General features: G+C 71.0%; 17 protein-coding genes. 7 read left to right on the plus strand and 10 right to left on the minus strand.

Annotated features, from left to right (window positions below):
• Positions 1 to 37: 37 nt before the first annotated feature.
• The 3 genes from thrS to K8638_RS36660 all read right to left on the minus strand — a co-directional run bounded on the left by thrS (position 38) and on the right by K8638_RS36660 (position 3,700).
• Entirely contained in the window at positions 38 to 1,240 is a 1,203-nt protein-coding gene (thrS, locus tag K8638_RS36650) for a threonine--tRNA ligase (RefSeq protein WP_223759373.1), read from the minus strand.
• 245 nt (positions 1,241 to 1,485) lie between these two features.
• Entirely contained in the window at positions 1,486 to 1,743 is a 258-nt protein-coding gene (locus K8638_RS36655) for a hypothetical protein (RefSeq protein ID WP_223759374.1), read from the minus strand.
• Positions 1,744 to 1,837: 94 nt separating this feature from the next.
• Entirely contained in the window at positions 1,838 to 3,700 is a 1,863-nt protein-coding gene (locus K8638_RS36660; RefSeq protein ID WP_223759375.1) for an OPT/YSL family transporter, read from the minus strand.
• Between the two features lie 110 nt (positions 3,701 to 3,810).
• Between K8638_RS36660 and K8638_RS36665 the strand changes: the two genes are divergently transcribed.
• Entirely contained in the window at positions 3,811 to 5,349 is a 1,539-nt protein-coding gene (locus tag K8638_RS36665; protein ID WP_223759376.1) for an MBL fold metallo-hydrolase, read from the plus strand.
• On the opposite strand, the gene K8638_RS36670 is transcribed toward K8638_RS36665, so the two are convergent.
• Complete coding sequence (locus K8638_RS36670) at positions 5,310 to 6,350, minus strand: hypothetical protein (RefSeq protein ID WP_223759377.1); 1,041 nt, start codon at positions 6,348 to 6,350, stop codon at positions 5,310 to 5,312. The genes K8638_RS36665 and K8638_RS36670 overlap by 40 nt on opposite strands.
• A 104-nt stretch (positions 6,351 to 6,454) precedes the next feature.
• Here K8638_RS36670 and K8638_RS36675 point away from each other — a divergent pair, with 104 nt between their 5' ends.
• Positions 6,455 to 7,273: a methylase gene (locus tag K8638_RS36675; RefSeq protein ID WP_223759378.1), complete on the plus strand. Its 819-nt coding sequence runs from the start codon at positions 6,455 to 6,457 to the stop codon at positions 7,271 to 7,273.
• A 157-nt stretch (positions 7,274 to 7,430) separates the two neighbouring features.
• Positions 7,431 to 8,852: a carbamoyl-phosphate synthase gene (locus tag K8638_RS36680; protein WP_370644217.1), complete on the plus strand. Its 1,422-nt coding sequence runs from the start codon at positions 7,431 to 7,433 to the stop codon at positions 8,850 to 8,852.
• Between the two features lie 13 nt (positions 8,853 to 8,865).
• On the opposite strand, the gene K8638_RS36685 is transcribed toward K8638_RS36680, so the two are convergent.
• The 3 genes from K8638_RS36685 to K8638_RS36695 all read right to left on the minus strand — a co-directional run bounded on the left by K8638_RS36685 (position 8,866) and on the right by K8638_RS36695 (position 11,638).
• Entirely contained in the window at positions 8,866 to 10,320 is a 1,455-nt protein-coding gene (locus K8638_RS36685) for a pyridoxal-dependent decarboxylase (protein WP_223759379.1), read from the minus strand.
• A complete protein-coding gene (locus K8638_RS36690) occupies positions 10,317 to 11,168 on the minus strand; it encodes a glycosyltransferase family 2 protein (RefSeq protein WP_223759380.1) in 852 nt (283 codons plus the stop codon). Before K8638_RS36690 ends, K8638_RS36685 begins: the two co-directional genes overlap by 4 nt.
• A 227-nt stretch (positions 11,169 to 11,395) precedes the next feature.
• Positions 11,396 to 11,638: a hypothetical protein gene (locus K8638_RS36695; RefSeq protein ID WP_223759381.1), complete on the minus strand. Its 243-nt coding sequence runs from the start codon at positions 11,636 to 11,638 to the stop codon at positions 11,396 to 11,398.
• Positions 11,639 to 11,839: 201 nt separating this feature from the next.
• On the opposite strand from K8638_RS36695, the gene K8638_RS36700 reads away from it, so the two are divergent.
• On the plus strand, positions 11,840 to 12,589 hold the full coding sequence (locus K8638_RS36700) for an arginyltransferase (protein WP_223759382.1): 750 nt from the start codon (positions 11,840 to 11,842) through the stop codon (positions 12,587 to 12,589).
• A gap of 17 nt (positions 12,590 to 12,606) precedes the next feature.
• Here the strand turns inward: K8638_RS36700 and K8638_RS36705 are convergent, their stop codons facing one another.
• Positions 12,607 to 13,500, minus strand: coding sequence for an alpha/beta fold hydrolase (locus K8638_RS36705; RefSeq protein WP_223759383.1), 894 nt, complete (start codon positions 13,498 to 13,500; stop codon positions 12,607 to 12,609).
• A 116-nt stretch (positions 13,501 to 13,616) separates the two neighbouring features.
• On the opposite strand from K8638_RS36705, the gene K8638_RS36710 reads away from it, so the two are divergent.
• Positions 13,617 to 14,774 carry a glycosyltransferase gene (locus tag K8638_RS36710; RefSeq protein WP_305071218.1) on the plus strand — a complete coding sequence of 386 codons (1,158 nt, stop codon included), beginning with the start codon at positions 13,617 to 13,619 and terminating at the stop codon, positions 14,772 to 14,774.
• A gap of 169 nt (positions 14,775 to 14,943) precedes the next feature.
• The gene (locus K8638_RS36715) at positions 14,944 to 16,632 is read left to right on the plus strand and encodes a glutamine--tRNA ligase/YqeY domain fusion protein (RefSeq protein ID WP_223759384.1); all 1,689 of its coding nucleotides are present in this window, start codon (positions 14,944 to 14,946) and stop codon (positions 16,630 to 16,632) included.
• Positions 16,633 to 16,641: 9 nt separating this feature from the next.
• Here K8638_RS36715 and K8638_RS36720 read toward each other — a convergent pair whose 3' ends face one another.
• Entirely contained in the window at positions 16,642 to 16,803 is a 162-nt protein-coding gene (locus K8638_RS36720) for a hypothetical protein (protein ID WP_223759385.1), read from the minus strand.
• A gap of 9 nt (positions 16,804 to 16,812) precedes the next feature.
• Positions 16,813 to 17,031: a hypothetical protein gene (locus K8638_RS36725; protein WP_223759386.1), complete on the minus strand. Its 219-nt coding sequence runs from the start codon at positions 17,029 to 17,031 to the stop codon at positions 16,813 to 16,815.
• Between the two features lie 188 nt (positions 17,032 to 17,219).
• Between K8638_RS36725 and K8638_RS36730 the strand changes: the two genes are divergently transcribed.
• Entirely contained in the window at positions 17,220 to 18,389 is a 1,170-nt protein-coding gene (locus K8638_RS36730; RefSeq protein WP_223759387.1) for a hypothetical protein, read from the plus strand.
• The last annotated feature ends 2 nt before the right edge of the window (positions 18,390 to 18,391 follow it).

An 18,391-nucleotide genomic window follows, 5' to 3' on the forward strand; every position in this document is an offset into this window, starting at 1 on the left:
GCCCCCTCGCACCGGAAGGGGCGGGCCGTCCCCCGGCTCAGGCGGGTACCGCCGGACGGCACGCGGCCACCAATTCCGCGACCGCGTTGTCCCACGGCAGGTCCTTCTGCGCGCCGTCGCGCTGGCGCAGGCGTACGCCGCCGGCCTCCACCTCGCGAGCGCCCACCACCACCAGCCACGGCGCGCCGGCTCCGTGCGCGTCGACAATCTTCCTCGACAGCGACTCGTTCCGGACGTCGGCGCGGGCGCGACAGCCCGCCTCGCGCAGCCGGGCGGCGAAGCGCTCCGCGTAGTCCGCCGCGGCCTCACCCACGGACGCCACCACCACCTGCTCCGGGGCGAGCCACGCTGGCAGCGCGCCACCGTGGTGCTCCAGCAGCACGCCGATGAAGCGCTCCAGGCTGCCCAGCAGCGCGCGGTGAAGCATCACCGGACGGACCCGCGCGCCCGAGGCGTCCACGTAGCGCAGGTCGAAGCGCTCGGGGAGCACCAGGTCGAGCTGAATCGTCCCGCACTGCCACGCGCGCCCCAGCCGGTCCTTCAGCACGAACTCCAGCTTGGGCCCGTAGAAGGCGCCCTGGCCCGGCTGCATGAGGCACTCCAGTCCGGCCTCCTTCGCGGCCGACAGCAGCCACGCCTCGGCCTTGTCCCAGAGGGCGTCCTCACCGGCGCGCACCTCCGGCCGGCTGGAGAAGGCCACCTGCACGTCGTCGAAGCCGAAGCCCGCGTAGAAGTCCTTCAGCGAGCCCACGAAGCGGACCACCTCCCGCTGCACCTGGTCCTCGGAGCAGAAGATGTGGCCGTCGTCCTGCGTGAACTGGCGCAGGCGGAACAGGCCGTGCAGCGCGCCGCCCGGCTCGCTGCGGTGCACGAGGCCGAACTCGCCCAGCCGCAGGGGCAGGTCCCTGTAGCTGGGCGCCATGCGCTGCACGAGCTCGATGTGGCCGGGGCAGTTCACGGGCTTCACCGCGAGGTGCCGCCCGCCGTCCTCCACGAGGAACATGTTCTCGCGGAAGTTCTCCCAGTGGCCGCTGCGCTCCCAGAGGGGCTGCGCGTAGATTTGCGGCGTCCGGACTTCGCTGAAGCCCTCGCGCTGCATGCGCCGGCGGACGTGGTCCTCCAGCAGCCGGTACAGCATCCAGCCGCGCGGGTGCCAGAACACCATGCCCGGGGCCTCCTCCTGCAGGTGGAAGAGGTCCAGGCGCTGGCCCAGCGAGCGGTGGTCGTGTTCGTCAAGCATTGCTGCGTCTCCGTTTCGGAAGTGGTGGAAAGCCCATCCGGACGGAGCGCTGAGCGAGCGCACGGTTGCCCCGGCCGGAGAAGGCGGGGCAGGGAACCGTGCGTTCGTCAGCTCACCACGCGACGCGCACCGCTCCACACCCGCCGAAGCGAGTCGTGGTGGTGGTCGCGGTGGTGAAGATGACGAAGCTCACGAAGGCAAAACTGCTGGGGGCGACGAAAAATGTCAAGTCGCCCCCGGGGACACTACGGGCAAAGCCAGACGCGAGAGATGTCCGTGCAGGTACAGACGAAGGTCTTCCCTCCAAGGCAGCAGTTCGTCCTATCGCCCCCGCGCCCACACCCCGTCATGTCGAGGTCTTCGCAGGCGGGAATGCTGGCGTCGCAGAGCGCCCCGGTGGCCGACGCGAGCTCCTCCTCGGGCTGGACCTCGACATCGGTCCCTCCACAGCCCAACAGGGAGACACCGAACAGCACCGCCACCGCGACAAGGGAACGCTTCATGGGAAACCTCGGTAGTTGATTGAGACGGCTCAGTCTAGCCGAGGCTCACCTGGCTGTCCGGGCTATCTCATCCCGAGGCGCTCCGGGGCACGCCTCACGCCAGCAGCGACACCAGGCCAATCAACCCGACGATGAGGAAGAAGAGCGACTCGCCGGCGATGAGGCCGCCGCCAACGAGGGACATGCTGCTCATGTCCTCGGGCAGCGCCTCGCCCTGGCCGGGGCTGCCCGCGGCGTGTGACTGCTGGCCGCGCTGTGCCAGGGTGTTCCACACGGAGGTGAAGATGCCACCCGCGCCGAACCAGATGGTCACCGGGAAGGACACGAAGCCACCGAATGACGAGGCATACGGGCTGGCCAGCAGCAGGGAGTCCATCGTCCACCCCACCGCGAAGCCCAGGTGCGAGTTCTTCACGAAGCGCTGGTAGCCCGGACGGCTCAGTACGCCCTTGCGCACCACCTGGACGACGAGGCCGATGGCCAGGCCAATGAGCAGCATCTTCACCGTGGCGTCCGACAGCGAGCCCAGCCCGCGAATCGCGCCCACCAGCTTGTACGTCATGGCGGAGCCCCACTGGCCCACGTTGGCCTTCGGGTTGTCGAGCTGGTTGATGGTGAGCGCCGGGTAGGCCGCCATGAACACGCGCGCCAGTCCCACACACAGCAGCGCGCCCATGATGACCCCGAGCACCTGGTAGCGGAACTGCGTGACGCGGTGGGTGCCCAGGCGCCAGCCGGTGGAGCGGTCCTGCTGCATGTCCACGCCCACCGAGGTGGAGACGAGGAGGATGGTGGCGCCCATCAGCCCCACCAGCGGGTTCTTCAGCCCCATCAGCGACATCAGCATCACCGAGATGACGAACGCGCTGGAGATGGGGTTCTGGTCGGTGATGCCGTAGGAGATGCCGTTGATGAGCACGAACAGCAGCGCCAGGGCGATGCCGAAGAGGAGCCACCCCGCGGGCTGACCCAGCACCAGCGTGCCCACCAGCACCGACGCGGCGCCCCACACCACCACCCAGGCCAGCAGCCGGGGCATGTTGACCTTCTTCCAGGCCTCCTCCTCACCCGCCTCGGGGGCGTTGGCCCGGGCGCGGATGCGCTTCGCCGCCTGTACCGCCAGCAGCGACAGGTCCACCGCCGCCGCGCCGCAAATCATGGCCAGGCCCAGCAGGAAGCCAATCTTGCGGAACGGGTCATTGGGCCCCAGCCACCCGATTTCGCGGAAGTACGGCGTCATCAGCGCGCCGATGACACCCATGACGATGGCGGGCACGGTGATGCGGCTGCCGACAATCATGCCGGCGCCCAGCGTGGCGGCGCTCGTGCCGATGGAGGCCACGAAGGCAATCTTCTCCGTCGACCACGCCGCCACCGCGCCGAGCAGCGTGCCGCCGCCGAGCTTGGAGATGGAGGCCTTGAGCAGGCGCTTGTCCGTGAGGGCACGGAGGATGTTGGCGACCGCCAGGCCCGACGGGTAGTCGAGCTGCAGCTTGTCCACCAGCAGGGGCGTGTAGAGCATGCCCACGCCCACGGCGAACATGCCCACGCAGCCCACGAAGAGCATCAGGTGCCAGGCGGGCGGCATCTCCATGCCCAGCCACACCATGGCCTGGATGAGCACGGACATGGCGCACAGCGAGGCCACCGACGCGGCCATCGTCTGCATGTAGTTGGCGCCATGCTTGCCCTCCGCGCCGTAGCCGTACGTGACGGCGCTGCCGAGGATGCCCGCCAGCACCTGGCCACCCACGAAGAAGCCCACGCTGAAGTTCATGTACGACGCGGCGATGCCGCCCAGCGGGCCGAGGACGAGGAGCGCCACCGCGCTCAGGAGCGCGTGGTACTTCCACGTGCCCACGGCGGGCAGCCAGGCGAAGCGGGGCTGGACGAGCTCGGGGGCGGATTCACCCGGGGAGGGCGGAGTCGGGGGAAGCTGCTGGGCGGGGCGTGCCATGGGGGCCGAAGGGTAGCGGCGTTCGCTCCGGCTGTCTCGCGGGCGTCCTCGCCGCGCCCCATGCCTGGAAGCCCGCCGCTCACGCGGCGCGGCATGACATCATCCGCCGCATGCGACTTACCCTGCACCGGGGCGTGAGCCTGGCCGTGCTCGCCTCGGCCCGGACGGAGGCCGAGCACCACGAGGACCTGGGCTGCAGCATCCAGGGCCCCACCGCGCGGCCCGTGCGCCGCGCCCACCTGCCCCTCAAGCGGCACATCGCCACCCTGGGCCGCGAAGGCGCGCTGCGCGAGGCGGACGCGCTGGTGCGCTGGCTGGAGGACACTCCCCGCTACGCCGCGCTGTGCGAGGACGGCCGGCGGCGGCGCGGCCGGCGTGTGCTGCGGCGCGACGTCCTCTTCCCGGACGCCACCCGGCACAAGCCCCGCGTGCTACACCTGCGCCAGGAGTCGCTGGGCCTGGACGTCCCCGTGCGCGCGGCCGAGTGGCCGGCGGTGGCGGACCTCTTCGCCATGCTGGCCCGGGGCGCCACCCGCGCGGAGCTGCGAGCCCTCTCCACCGTGCCCGTGGTGGCGGAGCTGCTGTCGGACCTGGGGCAGGCGGGCTGGCTCGTGCGTCACGAGGCGCCGGTGGAGGTGCCCGCGCCCGGGGCTCTTTTCGTGGGGCACAACACGGTGCTGGTGGCCGGCCGCGAGGGCCGCGTGCTGGTGGACCCGTACTTCCGGCCCCAGGGGCTGGTGGACCCGAAGGGCTACCCGCCCATGCAGCCGCGCGACGTGGGCCGGGTGGACGCGGTGGTGATTACGCACTCGCACGGAGACCACTTCCATCTGGGCTCGCTGCTGCCGCTGCCCCGTGACACGCGCATCTTCGTGCCGGTGGTGGCGCGCGAGAGCCTCTTCTCCACGGACTGCGCGCTGCGGCTGAAGCAGCTCGGCTTCACGCGCGTGGAGCCGCTGCGCTGGGGCGAGTCACGCCAGGTGGGCGACGTCACCGTGCGCGCGCTGCCCTTCCATGGCGAGCAGCCCACGGACGAGGAGGGGCCGTACCCGGACCTGTTCAACGAGGGCAACGCGTGGTGGGTGGGCGCGCCGGGGTTCTCCGCGGCCTTCTTCGCGGACTCGGGGCATGACGTGCGCGGCGACATGGAGGCGGTGTGCCGGAAGGTGCGCCGCGAGGAGGGGCCGGTGGACGTGCTCTTCTGCGGCGTGCGCGGCTTCCGGCTGGCGCCCATCTTCTTCGGTTTCACCACGCTGGATGCCTTCCTCGTCAACGTGCCGCGCGGCGCGCTGACGAAGCCCCAGCAGCTCATGGCCGGGCCGGAGGAGGCGCTGCGGTACGGCGAGTTGCTGGGCGCGCGCTACGTGGTGCCGTGCGCGGACGGAGGCGCGCCCTGGTACTGGCGCGAGGGCATGGGGCCTCGCTACGTGGGCTACCCGGGCCAGCCGGTGAGCGGGGCGAGCCAGCTCGATGAGAATCCGGACGCGGACCCGTACCCGGAGCGGCTCGTCCAGGTGCGGCGCGCGGTGGGGCACGGGCCCCAGGCGCTGCTGCTCCGGCCGGGCGAGGCGCTGAAGTGGAAGGGGCAGCGGAAGCCGGAGGTGTTGCGCTACCCCGGCTTCATGTGGCCGTTCGGCTCCGTGGGGTGACGCCCGGCGAGGCGCTTGCGCATCCGGACAATCTGCACGACGTAGAGCACGGCGAGGAAGGCGAGGCACAGCACGCCCACCGTCACGTAGCGGCGGATGAGGTCTCCCGCGTCCCAGCCGTGATGCTCCACGAGCTTGCTTGCGTCGCTCAGGCCCACGCCCTCGTTCTGTCCGAAGGGGATTTCACCGAAGTCCGTCCGGGCCTTCCACCACGTGTGGAAGCCATCCAGGAAGCTGGTGGCGCCGATGACGACGAAGCCCCAGCGCAGCCCGTGCTCGTGGAGGTAGCTCCCCGGGGGCGCATAGATTGTCGTCATCAGCGCGGTGCCCAGCACCATCATCAAGCCGTCCCCGCTGAAGGAGAAGAGCATCAGCTGCGTCGGCCTGGACAGGAACAGCGTCCCCACGAGCTGCAGGAAGAGAAGCCCTCCGCCCGCGGCCACCTGCCCCCAGCGGCGGTGCTTCCAGCTTCGCCGGGTCCACACCCCGAGCCCCGCGGCGACCGCCGCCGCGAGCAGGTACGACTGGCCGAAGATGGGCGTCTTCCACAGCGTGGGGAACGCGACGTAGCCACACAGCCAGGCGCTGACGGCATGGCCTATCTCGTGGAGTGGCATGGTGAAGAGGCGCACCACGAACCCCATGGGTCCCGAGACGGCCCAGTAGGACACCAGCAGCGTCACCGGCAGCACGAAGGTGTACAGCCTCAGCTCGTAGGCCATCTCCTCCGCGGCGGCGTCGAGGTCCGGCGTCCGCTCGGGGAGCACGTCCGAGCGCAGCTCCGCGGGCGGTACGAGCCAGGCGGGGTCGATGAGGGGCGGCTCCTCTGGCGCCTCCGGTTGCGGCGCCACCTCGGCGGGCGGCGGCGAGGCCTGCCGCGAGGCCCGCCGGGCGGCCAGGGCATCCGCCTTGGCATAGATGACGCCGCACTGGGGACACTCCGGCCGCAGGATGCGCGGCGCGGAACAGCGAGGGCAGGTCGGGACGGAGGAGGGCTCCACGGTGCCCTCAGCCTACCGGCCCCTGTCCACCCGAGGGAACCCGCGCCCCCGCCGCGCCGGTGGGTGCTTGACGGCGGGGCGCGGCTCGCCCATGAGCCAGGGCCATGTCGTCGCTGGATACGAAGACACGCGGGCGGACCTCGCGTGGCCGCCTGCGAGCGCTCGATGCGTACCTGTGCCGCTTCGAGCCCGAGCTGCTCTCCCGCCGCGACGGCCCCTGGGCCCGCGCCGTCTTCGTCGACGTGGGCTTCGGCGAGCACCCCTGGACGACGCTGGAGAGCGCCGAGGCCTTCCGGGCCCTCCAGCCGGAGATGACCGTCATCGGCGTGGAGCTGGACGCGGAGCGCGCCCGGGCCGCCGGGGCCCACGCCGACGCCCGCACGCACTTCCGGCAGGGAGGCTTCGAGCTGCCGCTCCTCGAGGACGAGCCCGCCCGCCTCGTGCGCGCCATGAACCTGCTCCGGCAGGGGCCGCCCGAGCGCGTCCCCGAGGTGCACCGGACGCTGGGCCGCTACCTGCTGCCATCCGGCCTGCTCGTGGAGGGCAGCTCGGATGCCACGGGCGCCATCCTCACCGCGCACCTGCTGCGTCGCCGGCCGGAAGACGCGGAGCCGTCCCTCACCCGCGAGGCCCTGCTCTTCCACACCGACTTCAGCCACGGCTTCGCGCCGCTGCTGTTCCGCGACTGGCTCCCCAGGGACCTCCGCCGCCGGGTGCGCCCCGGAGAGCCCATCCACGCCTTCTTCTCCGAGTGGGCCGCCGCCTGGGAAGAGGCCCGGGCCGCGGGCCACACCGCGCCGCCCGAGGCCTTTCGCGAGGCCGCCCTCCGCCTGGCCGCCCGCACCGGTGCCGTGGAGACCGACGCGTGGCTCCTCTCCGGTGGCTACCTCGTCTGGAGGCCTGGCGGGGGTATCAGCCCCTGATGGGTCTTAGAAGTCCCGGTGTCTCCCAGGGTGCGAGAAGATGAGTGGAGGGGAGGGGGAGAAGAAAAGTGGGTCCCAGGCGACTATTCTGCGTCGGCCGAGCTCCGGGGCTTGCCATGGGTGGGCCCACCAGAGCAGGAAAGCACGCACCACACCCATGAAACGGCATCTCGACACCCTCTCCACCGCCGGGCTCGACGCAGGTACCGCCGCGCCGAAGCACTCGCGCCAGGAGGGGACGTCCGGAGTGCCGGAATCACCCAGGGAGACAGAGGACGCCATGGTGGAGCAGGCACCCCGGGCACGCGTGGAGGGCCGGCCGTCGGTGCTGCTCTTCTCGGCGGGCTTCTACGGCACGCTCGCCGCCGCGCGCTGCTTCGGGCGCAACGGCATCGACGTCACGGTGGCGGACCCCACGAAGCTGGGCCCCGCGAGCTGGTCCCGGTTCGTGGGCCGCCGCGTCCAGTGCCCGCCCGAGTCCCGCGCCGAGGAGTTCATGGAGTGGCTGCTCGACTTCGGCCGGCGCGAGCCGCTCCAGCACGTGCTCTACCCGACGAGCGACGAGCTGGCCTGGCTGGTGTCCGTCCACGGCGAGGCGCTGTCGGAGTTCTTCCACCTCTACGACCCGGGCGTGGACGCCGTCTACGGCCTGCTCAACAAGCGCAAGCTCTTCGAGGTGGGCCAGGAGGTGGGGCTGCGGCTGCCGCGCACCTGGTTCCCCGAGTCCGAGGCGGACCTGTCCGCGGTGGCGAAGGAGGCGCGCTTCCCCGTCCTCATCAAGCCCACCACCCAGATTCTCTACTCCACCCACGTCAAGGGCCACCCCGTCTCCGAGCCCGCGCAGCTCGCGGAGGAGTACCGCGCCTTCTCGCGCGACGGGTACGCGGACATGCTGGTGCGGTTCGACCCGGCGGTGGCCCGCCCCATGGTGCAGGAGTTCCACCCGGAGGCGGCGCAGGGCATCTACAGCCTGTCCGGCTTCGTGGACGAGACGGGCGAGGTGTTCGAGGTGCGCGGCGCCATGAAGGTGCTGCAGCGCCCCCGGCGCCTGGGCGTGGGCGTGTGCTTCGAGTCCGCCCCCGTGCGCGCCGACCTGGCCGAGGGCCTCCGGCGCCTGTGCGCGCGCCTCGGCTACCACGGCGTCTTCGAGGTGGAGTTCATCCAGACGAAGGACGACTTCCTCCTCATCGACTTCAACCCCCGCTACTACGGGCAGATGGGCTTCGACATCGCCCGGGGCCTGCCGCTGCCGCTGCTGGCGTACCACGCGGCGCTGGGCGACCGGGACGCGCTGCTGCGCGAGGTGCGGGCGGCGCGCGAGTGGAAGGGGCGGGGCGAGGCGTTCTGCAACCGCATCGCCCTGGAGATGCTGCTCAACCTCCAGCGGCTGTCCGGCGCGCTCCCTGTGGACGAGGCGCGCCAGTGGCGGCGCTGGGTGGAGGAGCACCGCGGCATCCTCGTGGACCCGCTCATCGACTCGGATGACCTGATGCCCACCGCGGTGGAGGTGGCGCAGATTCTCTACGGCTCCGCGCGCCACCCCCGCGCCTTCCTGCGCTCCATCGTGTTCAACCGCTGACCGGGCCCCGGGCTCAGGCGGCCTCGGGCTTCGGGGCCGCTCCACTGGCGGGCGGCGCGTCGAAGGCCACCAGGTCGTCGAAGGTCTCCGCGCGGCGCAACAGCTGCTCCTTTCCGCCGTCCAGCGCGACGATGGCCGGCTGCGGATAGGAGAAGGACGTGGCGAAGGGCACGAAGTACGCCCCCGCGTCCATGATGGCCAGCGTGTCCCCCACGCTCAGCGCGGGCAGCCGCTTCGCGTGGTAGAGCGTGTCGCCCGGCGTGCAGATGGGGCCCACCACCGTGTACACCTGCTCCTCGGGCGCGTCCGGCCGGTCCACGTGGAAGAGCTGGTGGTACTCGTTGCGCACGCACTCCGCATGGTTGATGCCGGCGTCGAGCACCGCGTAGGTGCGGTCCTCCGCCGCCTTGAGTGCGTGGACGCGGCCCAGGAGCAGCTGCGTGTCGCCCGTCATGGCGCGGCCCGGCTCCAGGAAGATGCGCGGGCGCTGGCGGCCCCGGCGCGCGTAGTGCGACTCCACCATCTCCACCACCAGCGCCACGTAGCGCTCGATGGAGAGCGACGCCGCCGGGTCCGGCGCCGACACGTCCCGGAAGAAGGTGAGGTTGAGCCGCCAGTCCCGCTCGGCGATGTGCTCCACCGTGGGCGTGCACAGGCTGCCGCCCAAATCGAGCACCTCCAAATCCAGCCCCAGCTCCTGGTGCAGCGTGTCCGTGAAGGCGAGCACCGCCTCCACGAAGCCGGTGAGGTCTCCCTCGGTGCGGATGGTTTCGCCGCGGTGGGCGTGCAGGCCCACCACGTCCAGGTGCTGGGAGTCGCGCGCCTGCTGGTAGGCCCGCAGCGCGGCGCCCCCGGCGATGGGCGTGCCGAACTGCGCGGACCAACCACTGTTGGTGCTCACCCGCACCGCCACGCGCGGGCGGCGGCCCACCTCGGCGGCCAGCCGCGAGAAGACGGCCAGCTCCTCGGCGTGGTTGGCGGCGAGCAGCTGGATGCCGCGGGAGATGGCCTCGCGCACGGAGGCCTCGGACTTCACCGGGCCGTTGTAGACGATGCGCTCCGGGGCCACGCCCAGCTTCAGCGCCAGCCACATCTCATAGGCGGAGATGACCTCCGCGCCCACGCCCAGGCCGTGCAGGTACGACAGCACGCCCGGCACCGGGTTCGTCTTGTACGAGTAATAGACTTCGCAGCCGCCCGCGCGGCCCGGAGGCACCGCGAGGAAGCGCTCCGCGTTGCGGCGCAGCGCGGCCAGCTGCACCACGTGCAGCGGCGAGCCGTACCGGGCCACCAGGTCCTTGAGCGGCACGCCCTCCAGGCACAGACCCTGGCCGGCACGGTGCTCCAGCCCCCAGTGCGAGGCGGGAATGGACGTGCGGGCGGGCGCCATGGCCCGCTGGAGCACCGGGCGCAGCGTCTCCTTCACCTGGCGCTTCGCGGTGCCGACGAGGCGGCTCTTCAGGCTCACGAGGTCCGTCCCTGGTTCGGCAGCCGGAGCGGCAGCTTCCTGGCCACGTCGAAGGGCAGCACGCGCATCAGCATCTGCAAGGCGCGGTACTCCAGCATGCCGTTCGTCTTCCGGTACTTGCCGTGAATCATCTCGTTGGACTGCACCACCAGCGTGCCGTCCTTGCCCAGGTTGTGCATCAGCGACGGGCGGCCCGTGCGGTAGTGGAGGATGGGGCGGTCCACGTACACGTGCCCGAAGGCGCGGATGGCGCGCAGGTAGAAGTCCACGTCCTCGTAGACGGGGATGCTGGCGTCGAAGCCACCCAGCGGCGCGAAGTGCTCGCGGCGCACCATGCACGCCGAATTCACATACAGCGTGCCGCGGAAGAGGATGTGCGCCACCGTCCACGCGCTGTTGGGCGTGCTGGCGCCCACCTTCGCCGCCCACTGGAAGTACTCGCTCTTGTCCTTCAGCCAGTCCGCGTCGTCGCCGAAGGGCACCACCCAGCCCACCGCCACGCCGGCGTCCGGGCGCGCGTCCAGCGCGCTCACCATGCCGTGCAGCGCGCCCTCGGCGAGCATGTCGTCGTCGTCCAGGAAGTGCAGGTAGCGGCCCTTCGCCAGCGTCGCTCCGTAGTTGCGCACCACCGCCGGGCGGCCCTTGGAGGGCGGGTCGTTCACCAGGTAGCGCACCCGCGCGTCACCGATTCCCTCCACCGCCGCGCGCGCAGTGCCCTCGGGAGTGTCATCCAGGACGATGACTTCGACATTCACCCCCTCCTGCCGCAGCACGGAGCGGATGGCCTCCACCACTTCCTTCTCTCGCTTGTGGGTGGGCATCACCACCGAGACGTCAATCGCGGACATGCCGCGACTTATACGCGGTGGCGCCCACGGCCGGGAAGACGCCTGCCCATGTGGGGTACGCGCGTGCCTGCATGCTCCAAGCACCGTCGCTGCCCGGCTGCCTGGCTGCTCGGTCTCTGAGAATCCTGATGCCATGCAGACACACGCGCAGGAGTTGCGTGGGCACGGCAAGGCGTGCGTCTCCCGGCACGCGCCGCCGTTCGCCGGGGACGCGGCGGAAGGGCCGCTCAGTAGCTGGCGATGGTGAAGTCGAAGTCGTCGTCGTTCATGGCGCCTTCGGTCGGGTCGCCCTGGACCTGGGAGAACGCAGGAGCGACCAGGGCGGGGATGTCCTGGTTCAGAGGGGAGCCGTACCAGTCGTGGCCGTCCCACTCCCTCTTTCCAAAGGCCGAGCGAGGCGACACCCCCGTCACCTCGATCTCACCGAACGAGATGCGGTCCAGCCAGGGCTGCATGCTGTCGCGGGCCATGTGAAATCTCCTGTCCTGCCAGTGCGTCGCGCTAATGTTGATGCATAAGTCATGCCAGACCCCTCCCGGGAGAACTTCCTCGGGATGCGGGGCTTCCCGGGGTGTCCGGCGTGCCGCATGAGGTTCCCCGGACACGGGGCACCCCGGCGGGCGGCCCTGACTTGACGCCAGCCGGACCGGGAGACAGGAACGAGGACGGACATGGCCCTTCTCCTGGCACACGACGTCGAGTCCCCCAGAGCTTGCAGCTATCTCCCGGAGCGGCAGGCCTCCCTGGAGAACCTCCTGATGGAGGACGTCACGCCCGAGGAGTACGAGCACCTCATGGTGCGAGGGTGGCGCCGCTTCGGGCCGGTGTACTTCCGACCCGCCTGCGAGGCGTGCAACGAATGCGTCTCGCTGCGTATCCCCGTGCACGGCTTTCGTCCCAACCGGAGCCAGCGCCGGGCGCGGGCGGCCTGTGCGCACCTGCGCGTGGAGGTGGGCCGCCCCCGGGTGGACGCGGAGCGGCTGGCCCTGTACCGCGCGTGGCACGCCGAGCGCGAGGTGGCCCGGGAGTGGAATCCCTCGCCCATCACCGCGCGCGACTACTCGCTCCAGTTCTCCTTCCCTCACCCGTCCGCGCGGGAGCTGGCCTGGTACGACGACGGCGCGGAGGGCGGGCCGAAGCTGGTGGGCGTGGGCCTCTGCGACGAGACGCCCCAGGCGTGGAGCGCGGTGTACTTCTTCTATGACCCGGCCTATGCGCACCTGTCGCTCGGCACCGCCAACGTGGTGCGCCAGGTGGAGCTGGCGAAGGAGCGCGGGATTCCCCACGTGTACCTGGGCTACCGCGTCCTGGCGTGCGCGTCCCTGCGCTACAAGGCCCGCTTCGGCCCGCATGAGCTGCTGGAGGAGCGCCCGGCGATGAGCGAGCCTCCCCGGTGGGTGCCCGCGCCTTCCGATTCGTGAGGTTCGCCCCGGGGGCCCTACTTCAGGAGTGCCCCGTCGAAGTGCTGGCGCAGGCGGCGCTCGTACTCCTCGGGGGCCACCTTCGCGTACTCCCCATGTCCCGCGCCTTCGACCACCCATAGCGCCTTGGGCTCGCACGCCGCGCGGAAGAGGCTGGCCTGCAGCTTGGCGGGCGCGTCCGGGTCCACGTCGCCGTTGACGAGCAGCAGCGGGCGGCCCTGGATCCGGCACATCCCGTCGATGGGGCGCACCGCGTCCACGTCCACGCCCGCGCGGCGCAGCGTCCACAGCACCGGCTCCGCGCTCAGCGGCCCCCAGCGGCCGTAGCCCGAGTACACGTCCGCCTCGAGCGCGGGGTATGCGCCCGCCGCCGCCACCGCCTTCACCCGCGTGTCCGCGCCGGCCACCAGCAGCGCGGTGGTGCCGCCCATGGAGAAGCCGAACAGGCCCACCCGCGCGGGGTCCACGTCCGGGCGCGCGGAGACGAAGTCCAGCGCCGCCGTCACGTCGCGCCGCTCGCCGTCGCCCCACATCACCCGGTCGCCATCGCTCTCGCCGTGGGCCCGCAGGTCGAACATCAGCACGCCGTGGCCCGCCCGGGCGAGCGCGCGCGCCTCGAAGAGGAGCTGCGCGCGGTTGCCCGTGAAGCCGTGCACCAGCACCACCGCGGCCCGGTTGCGCGAGGGCACGTACCACCCGCGCAGCGTCAGCCCGTCCGGCGTGGTGAAGGCCACGTCCTCCAGTCCCGCCAGTTCGCCCGTGGCCTCGGGGCGTTCCGCCGGCACGCGCGGCGGGTGCAGCAGCCCCTGGCCGATGCGGTGGCCCTTGAAGACGATGTAGCCGCCGACGGCGAGTACGCCGAGGAGTGGCACCAGCAGGACGAGCAGGAGGGGACGGAGGCGCGTTTTCACGGTGGGTTGGGAAGGGTGGAGGGGGCAGGTTGCTTCATGGGGGGACGGGCGTTAGTGCTCGCTTCCGCGCCGCCAGGGCCTGGGCTACGGTGCGCCTGCCTCTTGGAGCGGGGTCGATGCTCGCACAGCGTATGGATGAAGCACCGGAAGCCACCCCGAAGAAGCGCGTCCTGTTCAACCTGGTGTTCCTCGGCTCGGGGGGCATCGAGCGGTCCGTGTGCAACGTGCTGTCGGGCCTGAACCCGGTGCGCTTCGCCACGCGCATCTTCTTCCATCACCGCCCGCATCCCAAGAGCCAGTCGGACCGCATTCCCCAGCATACCGAGGTGGCCTGGGGCACCGACGAGTTCGTCTACAACCGCAAGATGCTGCCGCGCTTCTTCTGGAGGCAGCTCCAGGAAGCGCGCGACGCGGACGTCATCGTCGCCGGCCAGGAGGGCCGGGCCGCGCTGCTCGCCTGCCTGGCCGGGAAGATGCTGGGCAAGCCCGTGGTGGGGATGATCCACTTCGACTGGGGCGCCTTCAGCCGCGAGCAGCCCAAGCGGCAGCTCTGGGGCCTGCGCCTGCTCTACCCGCGGATGAGCCGCATCGTCGCCTGTGGCCATGACTCGGCGAAGGCCTTCCAGGCGCTGGTGCCCGTGAGGCACGACCAGCTCGTGGTCATCCCCAACTTCGTGGACGGCGACAAGGTGCGGGCCGCCAGTGAGCAGCCGCTGCCCGAATGGGCCGAGCCCATCTACCGCAAGCCCGTGGTCATCGCGGTGGGCCGGTTGGAGCACCAGAAGGCCTTCGACGTGCTCATCCGGAGCCATGCCCGGATGAAGGAAGCGGGAGTGGACCACCACCTGCTCATCGTGGGAGAGGGCTCGCTCGAGGCCGAGCTGCGGGAGCTGGCGAAGTCGCTGGGCGTGGAGTCCTCCGTCTTCATGCCGGGCTTCCAACCCAACCCCCACGCGCTGATGCGGCGGGCGGCCGCCTTCGCCATGTCCTCGCGCTTCGAGGGCCTGCCCATGGTGCTGCTGGAGGCGCTCGCCCTGGGCTGCCCCGTCGTCAGCACGGACTGCCCGTCGGGACCGGCGGAGGTGCTGGAGCACGGCAGGCACGGGGTGATGGTGCCCATGGAGGACCCCCAGGCCCTGGCGGACGCGCTGGGCCGCGTGGTGTCCGACGACGCCTGGCGGAAGGACCTGTCCGCCCGGGCCCGCGCCCGCTCGGAGGAGCTGTCCGCGGACCGGGCCCTGAGCGCCTGGGAGTCCCTGCTGTCGTCCCTCTGAGGGCGCACGGGCGGACGGGCCCCCGCTCCCCGGGCGGGTGGATGCCGGAGGCGCGCCTGGGGTGTTGTTCTCCGAGGCCCGGACGGAGGCGCCACCCCTTGGGTTGGTGCTCAAAGGGAAAGGAATCCCTTGCCGGCTCCGGGCGGCTTCAACAGGATTCGCCTCCATCATGACGACGACGAACGAGACGCAGGGCCTGAACTTCCTCCAGGAAATCATCGAGGAAGACCGGCGCACGGGAAAGCACGGGGGACGCGTGCACACCCGCTTCCCGCCCGAGCCCAACGGCTACCTCCACATCGGTCACGCCAAGTCCATCTGCCTGAACTTCGGGCTGGCGCGACAGTATGGGGGCAAGTGCAACCTGCGCCTCGACGACACCAACCCCGTCACCGAGGACGTCGACTACGTCGAGTCCATCCAGCGGGACGTGAAGTGGCTCGGCTTCGACTGGGAGGACCGCAAGTACTTCGCGTCCGACTACTTCCCGAAGCTCTACGACTTCGCGGTGGAGCTCATCAAGCAGGGCAAGGCGTACGTGTGCAGCCTGTCGGCGGACGAGATTCGCGAGTACCGCGGCGACTTCACCACGCCGGGCCGTGACAGCCCGTACCGCAACCGCTCCGTGGAGGAGAACCTGGACCTCTTCCACCGGATGCGCGCGGGCGAGTTCCCCGACGGCAAGCACACCCTGCGGGCGAAAATCGACATGACGTCGCCCAACCCGGTGCTGCGGGATCCTCCCATCTACCGCATCCGTCACGCGCACCACCACCGCACCGGCGACGCGTGGCCCATCTACCCGCTCTACGACTTCGCGCACTGCCTGTCGGACGCGATTGAGGGCATCACCCACTCCGTGTGCACGCTGGAGTTCGAGAACCGGCGCGTGCTCTACGACTGGATTGTCGACCAGCTCATCAAGGGTGACCGGCCGTACCAGTACGAGTTCTCCCGGCTGAACCTCAACTACACGGTGATGAGCAAGCGCAAGCTGCTCAAGCTGGTGAACGAGGGCATCGTCTCCGGCTGGGACGACCCGCGGATGATGACCATCTCCGGCCTGCGGCGCCGTGGCTTCACCCCGGCGTCCATCCGCGACTTCGCGACGCGCGTGGGCGTGAGCAAGACGGAGCAGCTCATCGACATGGGCGTGCTGGAGCTGTGCATCCGCGAGGACCTCAACGAGACGGCGCCCCGGGCCATGGCGGTGCTGCGCCCGCTGAAGGTGGTGCTGGAGAACTACCCCGAGGGGCAGGTGGAGCAGCTGGAGGTGCAGAACCATCCGCAGAAGCCGGAGATGGGGACGCGCCAGGTGCCCTTCATGCGCGAGCTGTACATCGAGGCGGACGACTTCATGGAGGACCCGCCGAAGGGCTTCTTCCGGCTGGCGCCCGGCAAGGAGGTGCGCCTGCGCTCGGCGTACTTCATCAAGTGCGAGAAGGTCATCAAGGACGCGGCGGGCAACGTGGTGGAGCTGCGCTGCTCGTATGACCCGGCCACGCGCGGCGGCAACGCGCCGGACGGGCGCAAGGTGAAGGGCACGCTGCACTGGGTGCCCGGCAACGCGCCCACGGCCGAGGTGCGGCTGTATGACCGGCTCTTCTCCGTGGAGGACCCGGAGGCGGACGAGACGAAGGAGTTCACCACCTTCATCAATCCGAACAGCCTCCAGGTGCTCCGCGACGCGCGCGTGGAGCCGATGCTGGCGGACGCCGCCGCGGAGTCGCGCTTCCAGTTCGAGCGCCAGGGCTACTTCTACGTGGACCCGAAGGACTCCAAGCCCGGCAAGCCCATCTTCAACCGCACCGTGACGCTGAAGGACTCGTGGACGAAGGAGCAGGCCAAGGGGAAGTAGCCCCGGGCCTCAGGGGGCCGCCGGCTTCGGCGGCACCCGGCACGCGGCATGGCCGAGGATGACGTCCCCGTCGACGGTGCTCGTCGGCGTGGGCGTCCACCCGGAGGCGAGCCGGGCCTCCAGGAGTTCATCGGCGGTTGGGCGGTGGTCCCACACGGAGACCGCGTTCACTCCGCCCAGTCAGGTGGTGTCGAAGACGAGGTACCTCCCGTCATCCCATGACAGCACCACGTCGTGGGTGAACTCGTCCTGGACCACCACCTCCGCCACGTCGCGGGGCGGCGTGTGCGCGAAGCCCCAGCGCACCACGTCCTGGAGCAGGGTGAGCGGCGCGAGCTCCCGCTCCAGCGCGGCGCGGCGCGGAGGCGGCAGTCCGGAGCGGTCGTTCAGGGGCACCATGCCGGCAGCATACCTTCCCCACCTGTCCCGGGGCACCGGGCGCCCCGTCCGCTGACCGCCCTGGACCGCGGGGCGGGACACCCGGCCGGGCGGCGTGGAATCAGAGGTTGAATCACGGGCTCGGGGGCCCCACTCCTCCTGTCAGGTCCGGGACATTCCGCCCGGACGTTCCAGGAGGCGCACGCGTCATGGCCTGCGGGACGCTCCCACGCTTGTGGCCGCCGCCCACCCAGGCCGAGGTGGACGCCGTCATCCGCATGGAGGACCCGGTCCTCCGCAACCTCCACATCACCCAGACGTACCACGTGCTGGAGGTGGCCCTCACCGACGCCCTCGGCGAGGAGGACGTCAACTGGTGTGGCTTCTCCACCTGGGCGTCCAAGACGGCGGGCGCCTTCATCCGCAAGGACGTGCTGCCCGGCCTCATGGGGGAGCTGCTGGACCGGGCGGACGCGGTGACTCGCAGCATCGCCGAGCTGCAGGACCGGCTGCTCGGTGCGTGGGGCGCCTCGGTGGGCGTCCAGTTCGTGCTGGCGCGCACGCTGGAGGAAGTCACCGACGAGGTCGCCCGCCACGCGGCGCGCGGCAACTTCATCGTCTTCGAGGAGCTGGGGCCGCTCTACACGGACATGCTGGAGAAGTTCACCGGCCTCACCAGCCCGGACACCTCCCGGCTGGAGGCGGTGCTGTCGCGGCTGGTGCCCGGGCCGGTGGAGGAGGGTGGGCAGGACCTGCTCATCCGCGCGGTGAAGGCGTACTTCGAGGCCATGTTCACCCGGGACAGGAAGGCTCGGGCGGAGCTGATGTTCCTGGGCAACGCGCTGGTGGGCTACCACGAGCAGACGCGCCTGCAAGGGCCCGTCGTCGCCGCGCTGAACGCGCCGCTGCGGGAGCTGTTCCTGGACAACCTGGTGGAGTTCACCCGCGCGGACCCGGACCTGCGCGTGCGCGGCATGCCCGAGTGGGGGCTGCGCGGGGCCTTCACGCCGCTGGCCAACCGGCTGGAGCGCATCTGGCGCGAGCTGGCCACGCGCGCGCTGATGCGGCTGGAGCTGCCGGACATGACGCTGCGGTTGGGCGAGGACATTCCCGCGCTCACGTCGGAGCGGGACTTCCCGCCGGAGCTGGCGCGGCTGGAGCACCCGGACCTGGTGGCGCTGATGGCGGAGCTGGACCGCACCCCGGACGACACCGCGGGCAGCGCGGCGCGCGACTGGGGGAGCCTGGGCGACAGGATGAACCTCATCGTGGACCTGTTCCGCACGCGCCAGCAGGACCGGCTGCTGTATGACCAGCCCTTCACCTTCCTCCAGGTGGACGCGTTCAAGGCGGGACGGGTGCCGCACGGGCGGCTCTGACG

The sequence above is a fragment of the Myxococcus sp. RHSTA-1-4 genome (assembly GCF_020037125.1).
Lineage (GTDB): Bacteria > Myxococcota > Myxococcia > Myxococcales > Myxococcaceae > Myxococcus.

Bases quoted from the DNA above. Each gene is read 5' to 3' on its own strand.
- thrS (WP_223759373.1), bottom strand. From the start codon at position 1,240: ATGCTTGACGAACACGACCACCGCTCGCTGGGCCAGCGCCTGGACCTC.
- K8638_RS36655 (WP_223759374.1), bottom strand. From the start codon at position 1,743: ATGAAGCGTTCCCTTGTCGCGGTGGCGGTGCTGTTCGGTGTCTCCCTG.
- K8638_RS36660 (WP_223759375.1), bottom strand. From the start codon at position 3,700: ATGGCACGCCCCGCCCAGCAGCTTCCCCCGACTCCGCCCTCCCCGGGT.
- K8638_RS36665 (WP_223759376.1), top strand. From the start codon at position 3,811: ATGCGACTTACCCTGCACCGGGGCGTGAGCCTGGCCGTGCTCGCCTCG.
- K8638_RS36675 (WP_223759378.1), top strand. From the start codon at position 6,455: ATGTCGTCGCTGGATACGAAGACACGCGGGCGGACCTCGCGTGGCCGC.
- K8638_RS36680 (WP_370644217.1), top strand. From the start codon at position 7,431: ATGAAACGGCATCTCGACACCCTCTCCACCGCCGGGCTCGACGCAGGT.
- K8638_RS36690 (WP_223759380.1), bottom strand. From the start codon at position 11,168: ATGTCCGCGATTGACGTCTCGGTGGTGATGCCCACCCACAAGCGAGAG.
- K8638_RS36695 (WP_223759381.1), bottom strand. From the start codon at position 11,638: ATGGCCCGCGACAGCATGCAGCCCTGGCTGGACCGCATCTCGTTCGGT.
- K8638_RS36700 (WP_223759382.1), top strand. From the start codon at position 11,840: ATGGCCCTTCTCCTGGCACACGACGTCGAGTCCCCCAGAGCTTGCAGC.
- K8638_RS36710 (WP_305071218.1), top strand. From the start codon at position 13,617: ATGCTCGCACAGCGTATGGATGAAGCACCGGAAGCCACCCCGAAGAAG.
- K8638_RS36715 (WP_223759384.1), top strand. From the start codon at position 14,944: ATGACGACGACGAACGAGACGCAGGGCCTGAACTTCCTCCAGGAAATC.
- K8638_RS36725 (WP_223759386.1), bottom strand. From the start codon at position 17,031: ATGGTGCCCCTGAACGACCGCTCCGGACTGCCGCCTCCGCGCCGCGCC.
- K8638_RS36730 (WP_223759387.1), top strand. From the start codon at position 17,220: ATGGCCTGCGGGACGCTCCCACGCTTGTGGCCGCCGCCCACCCAGGCC.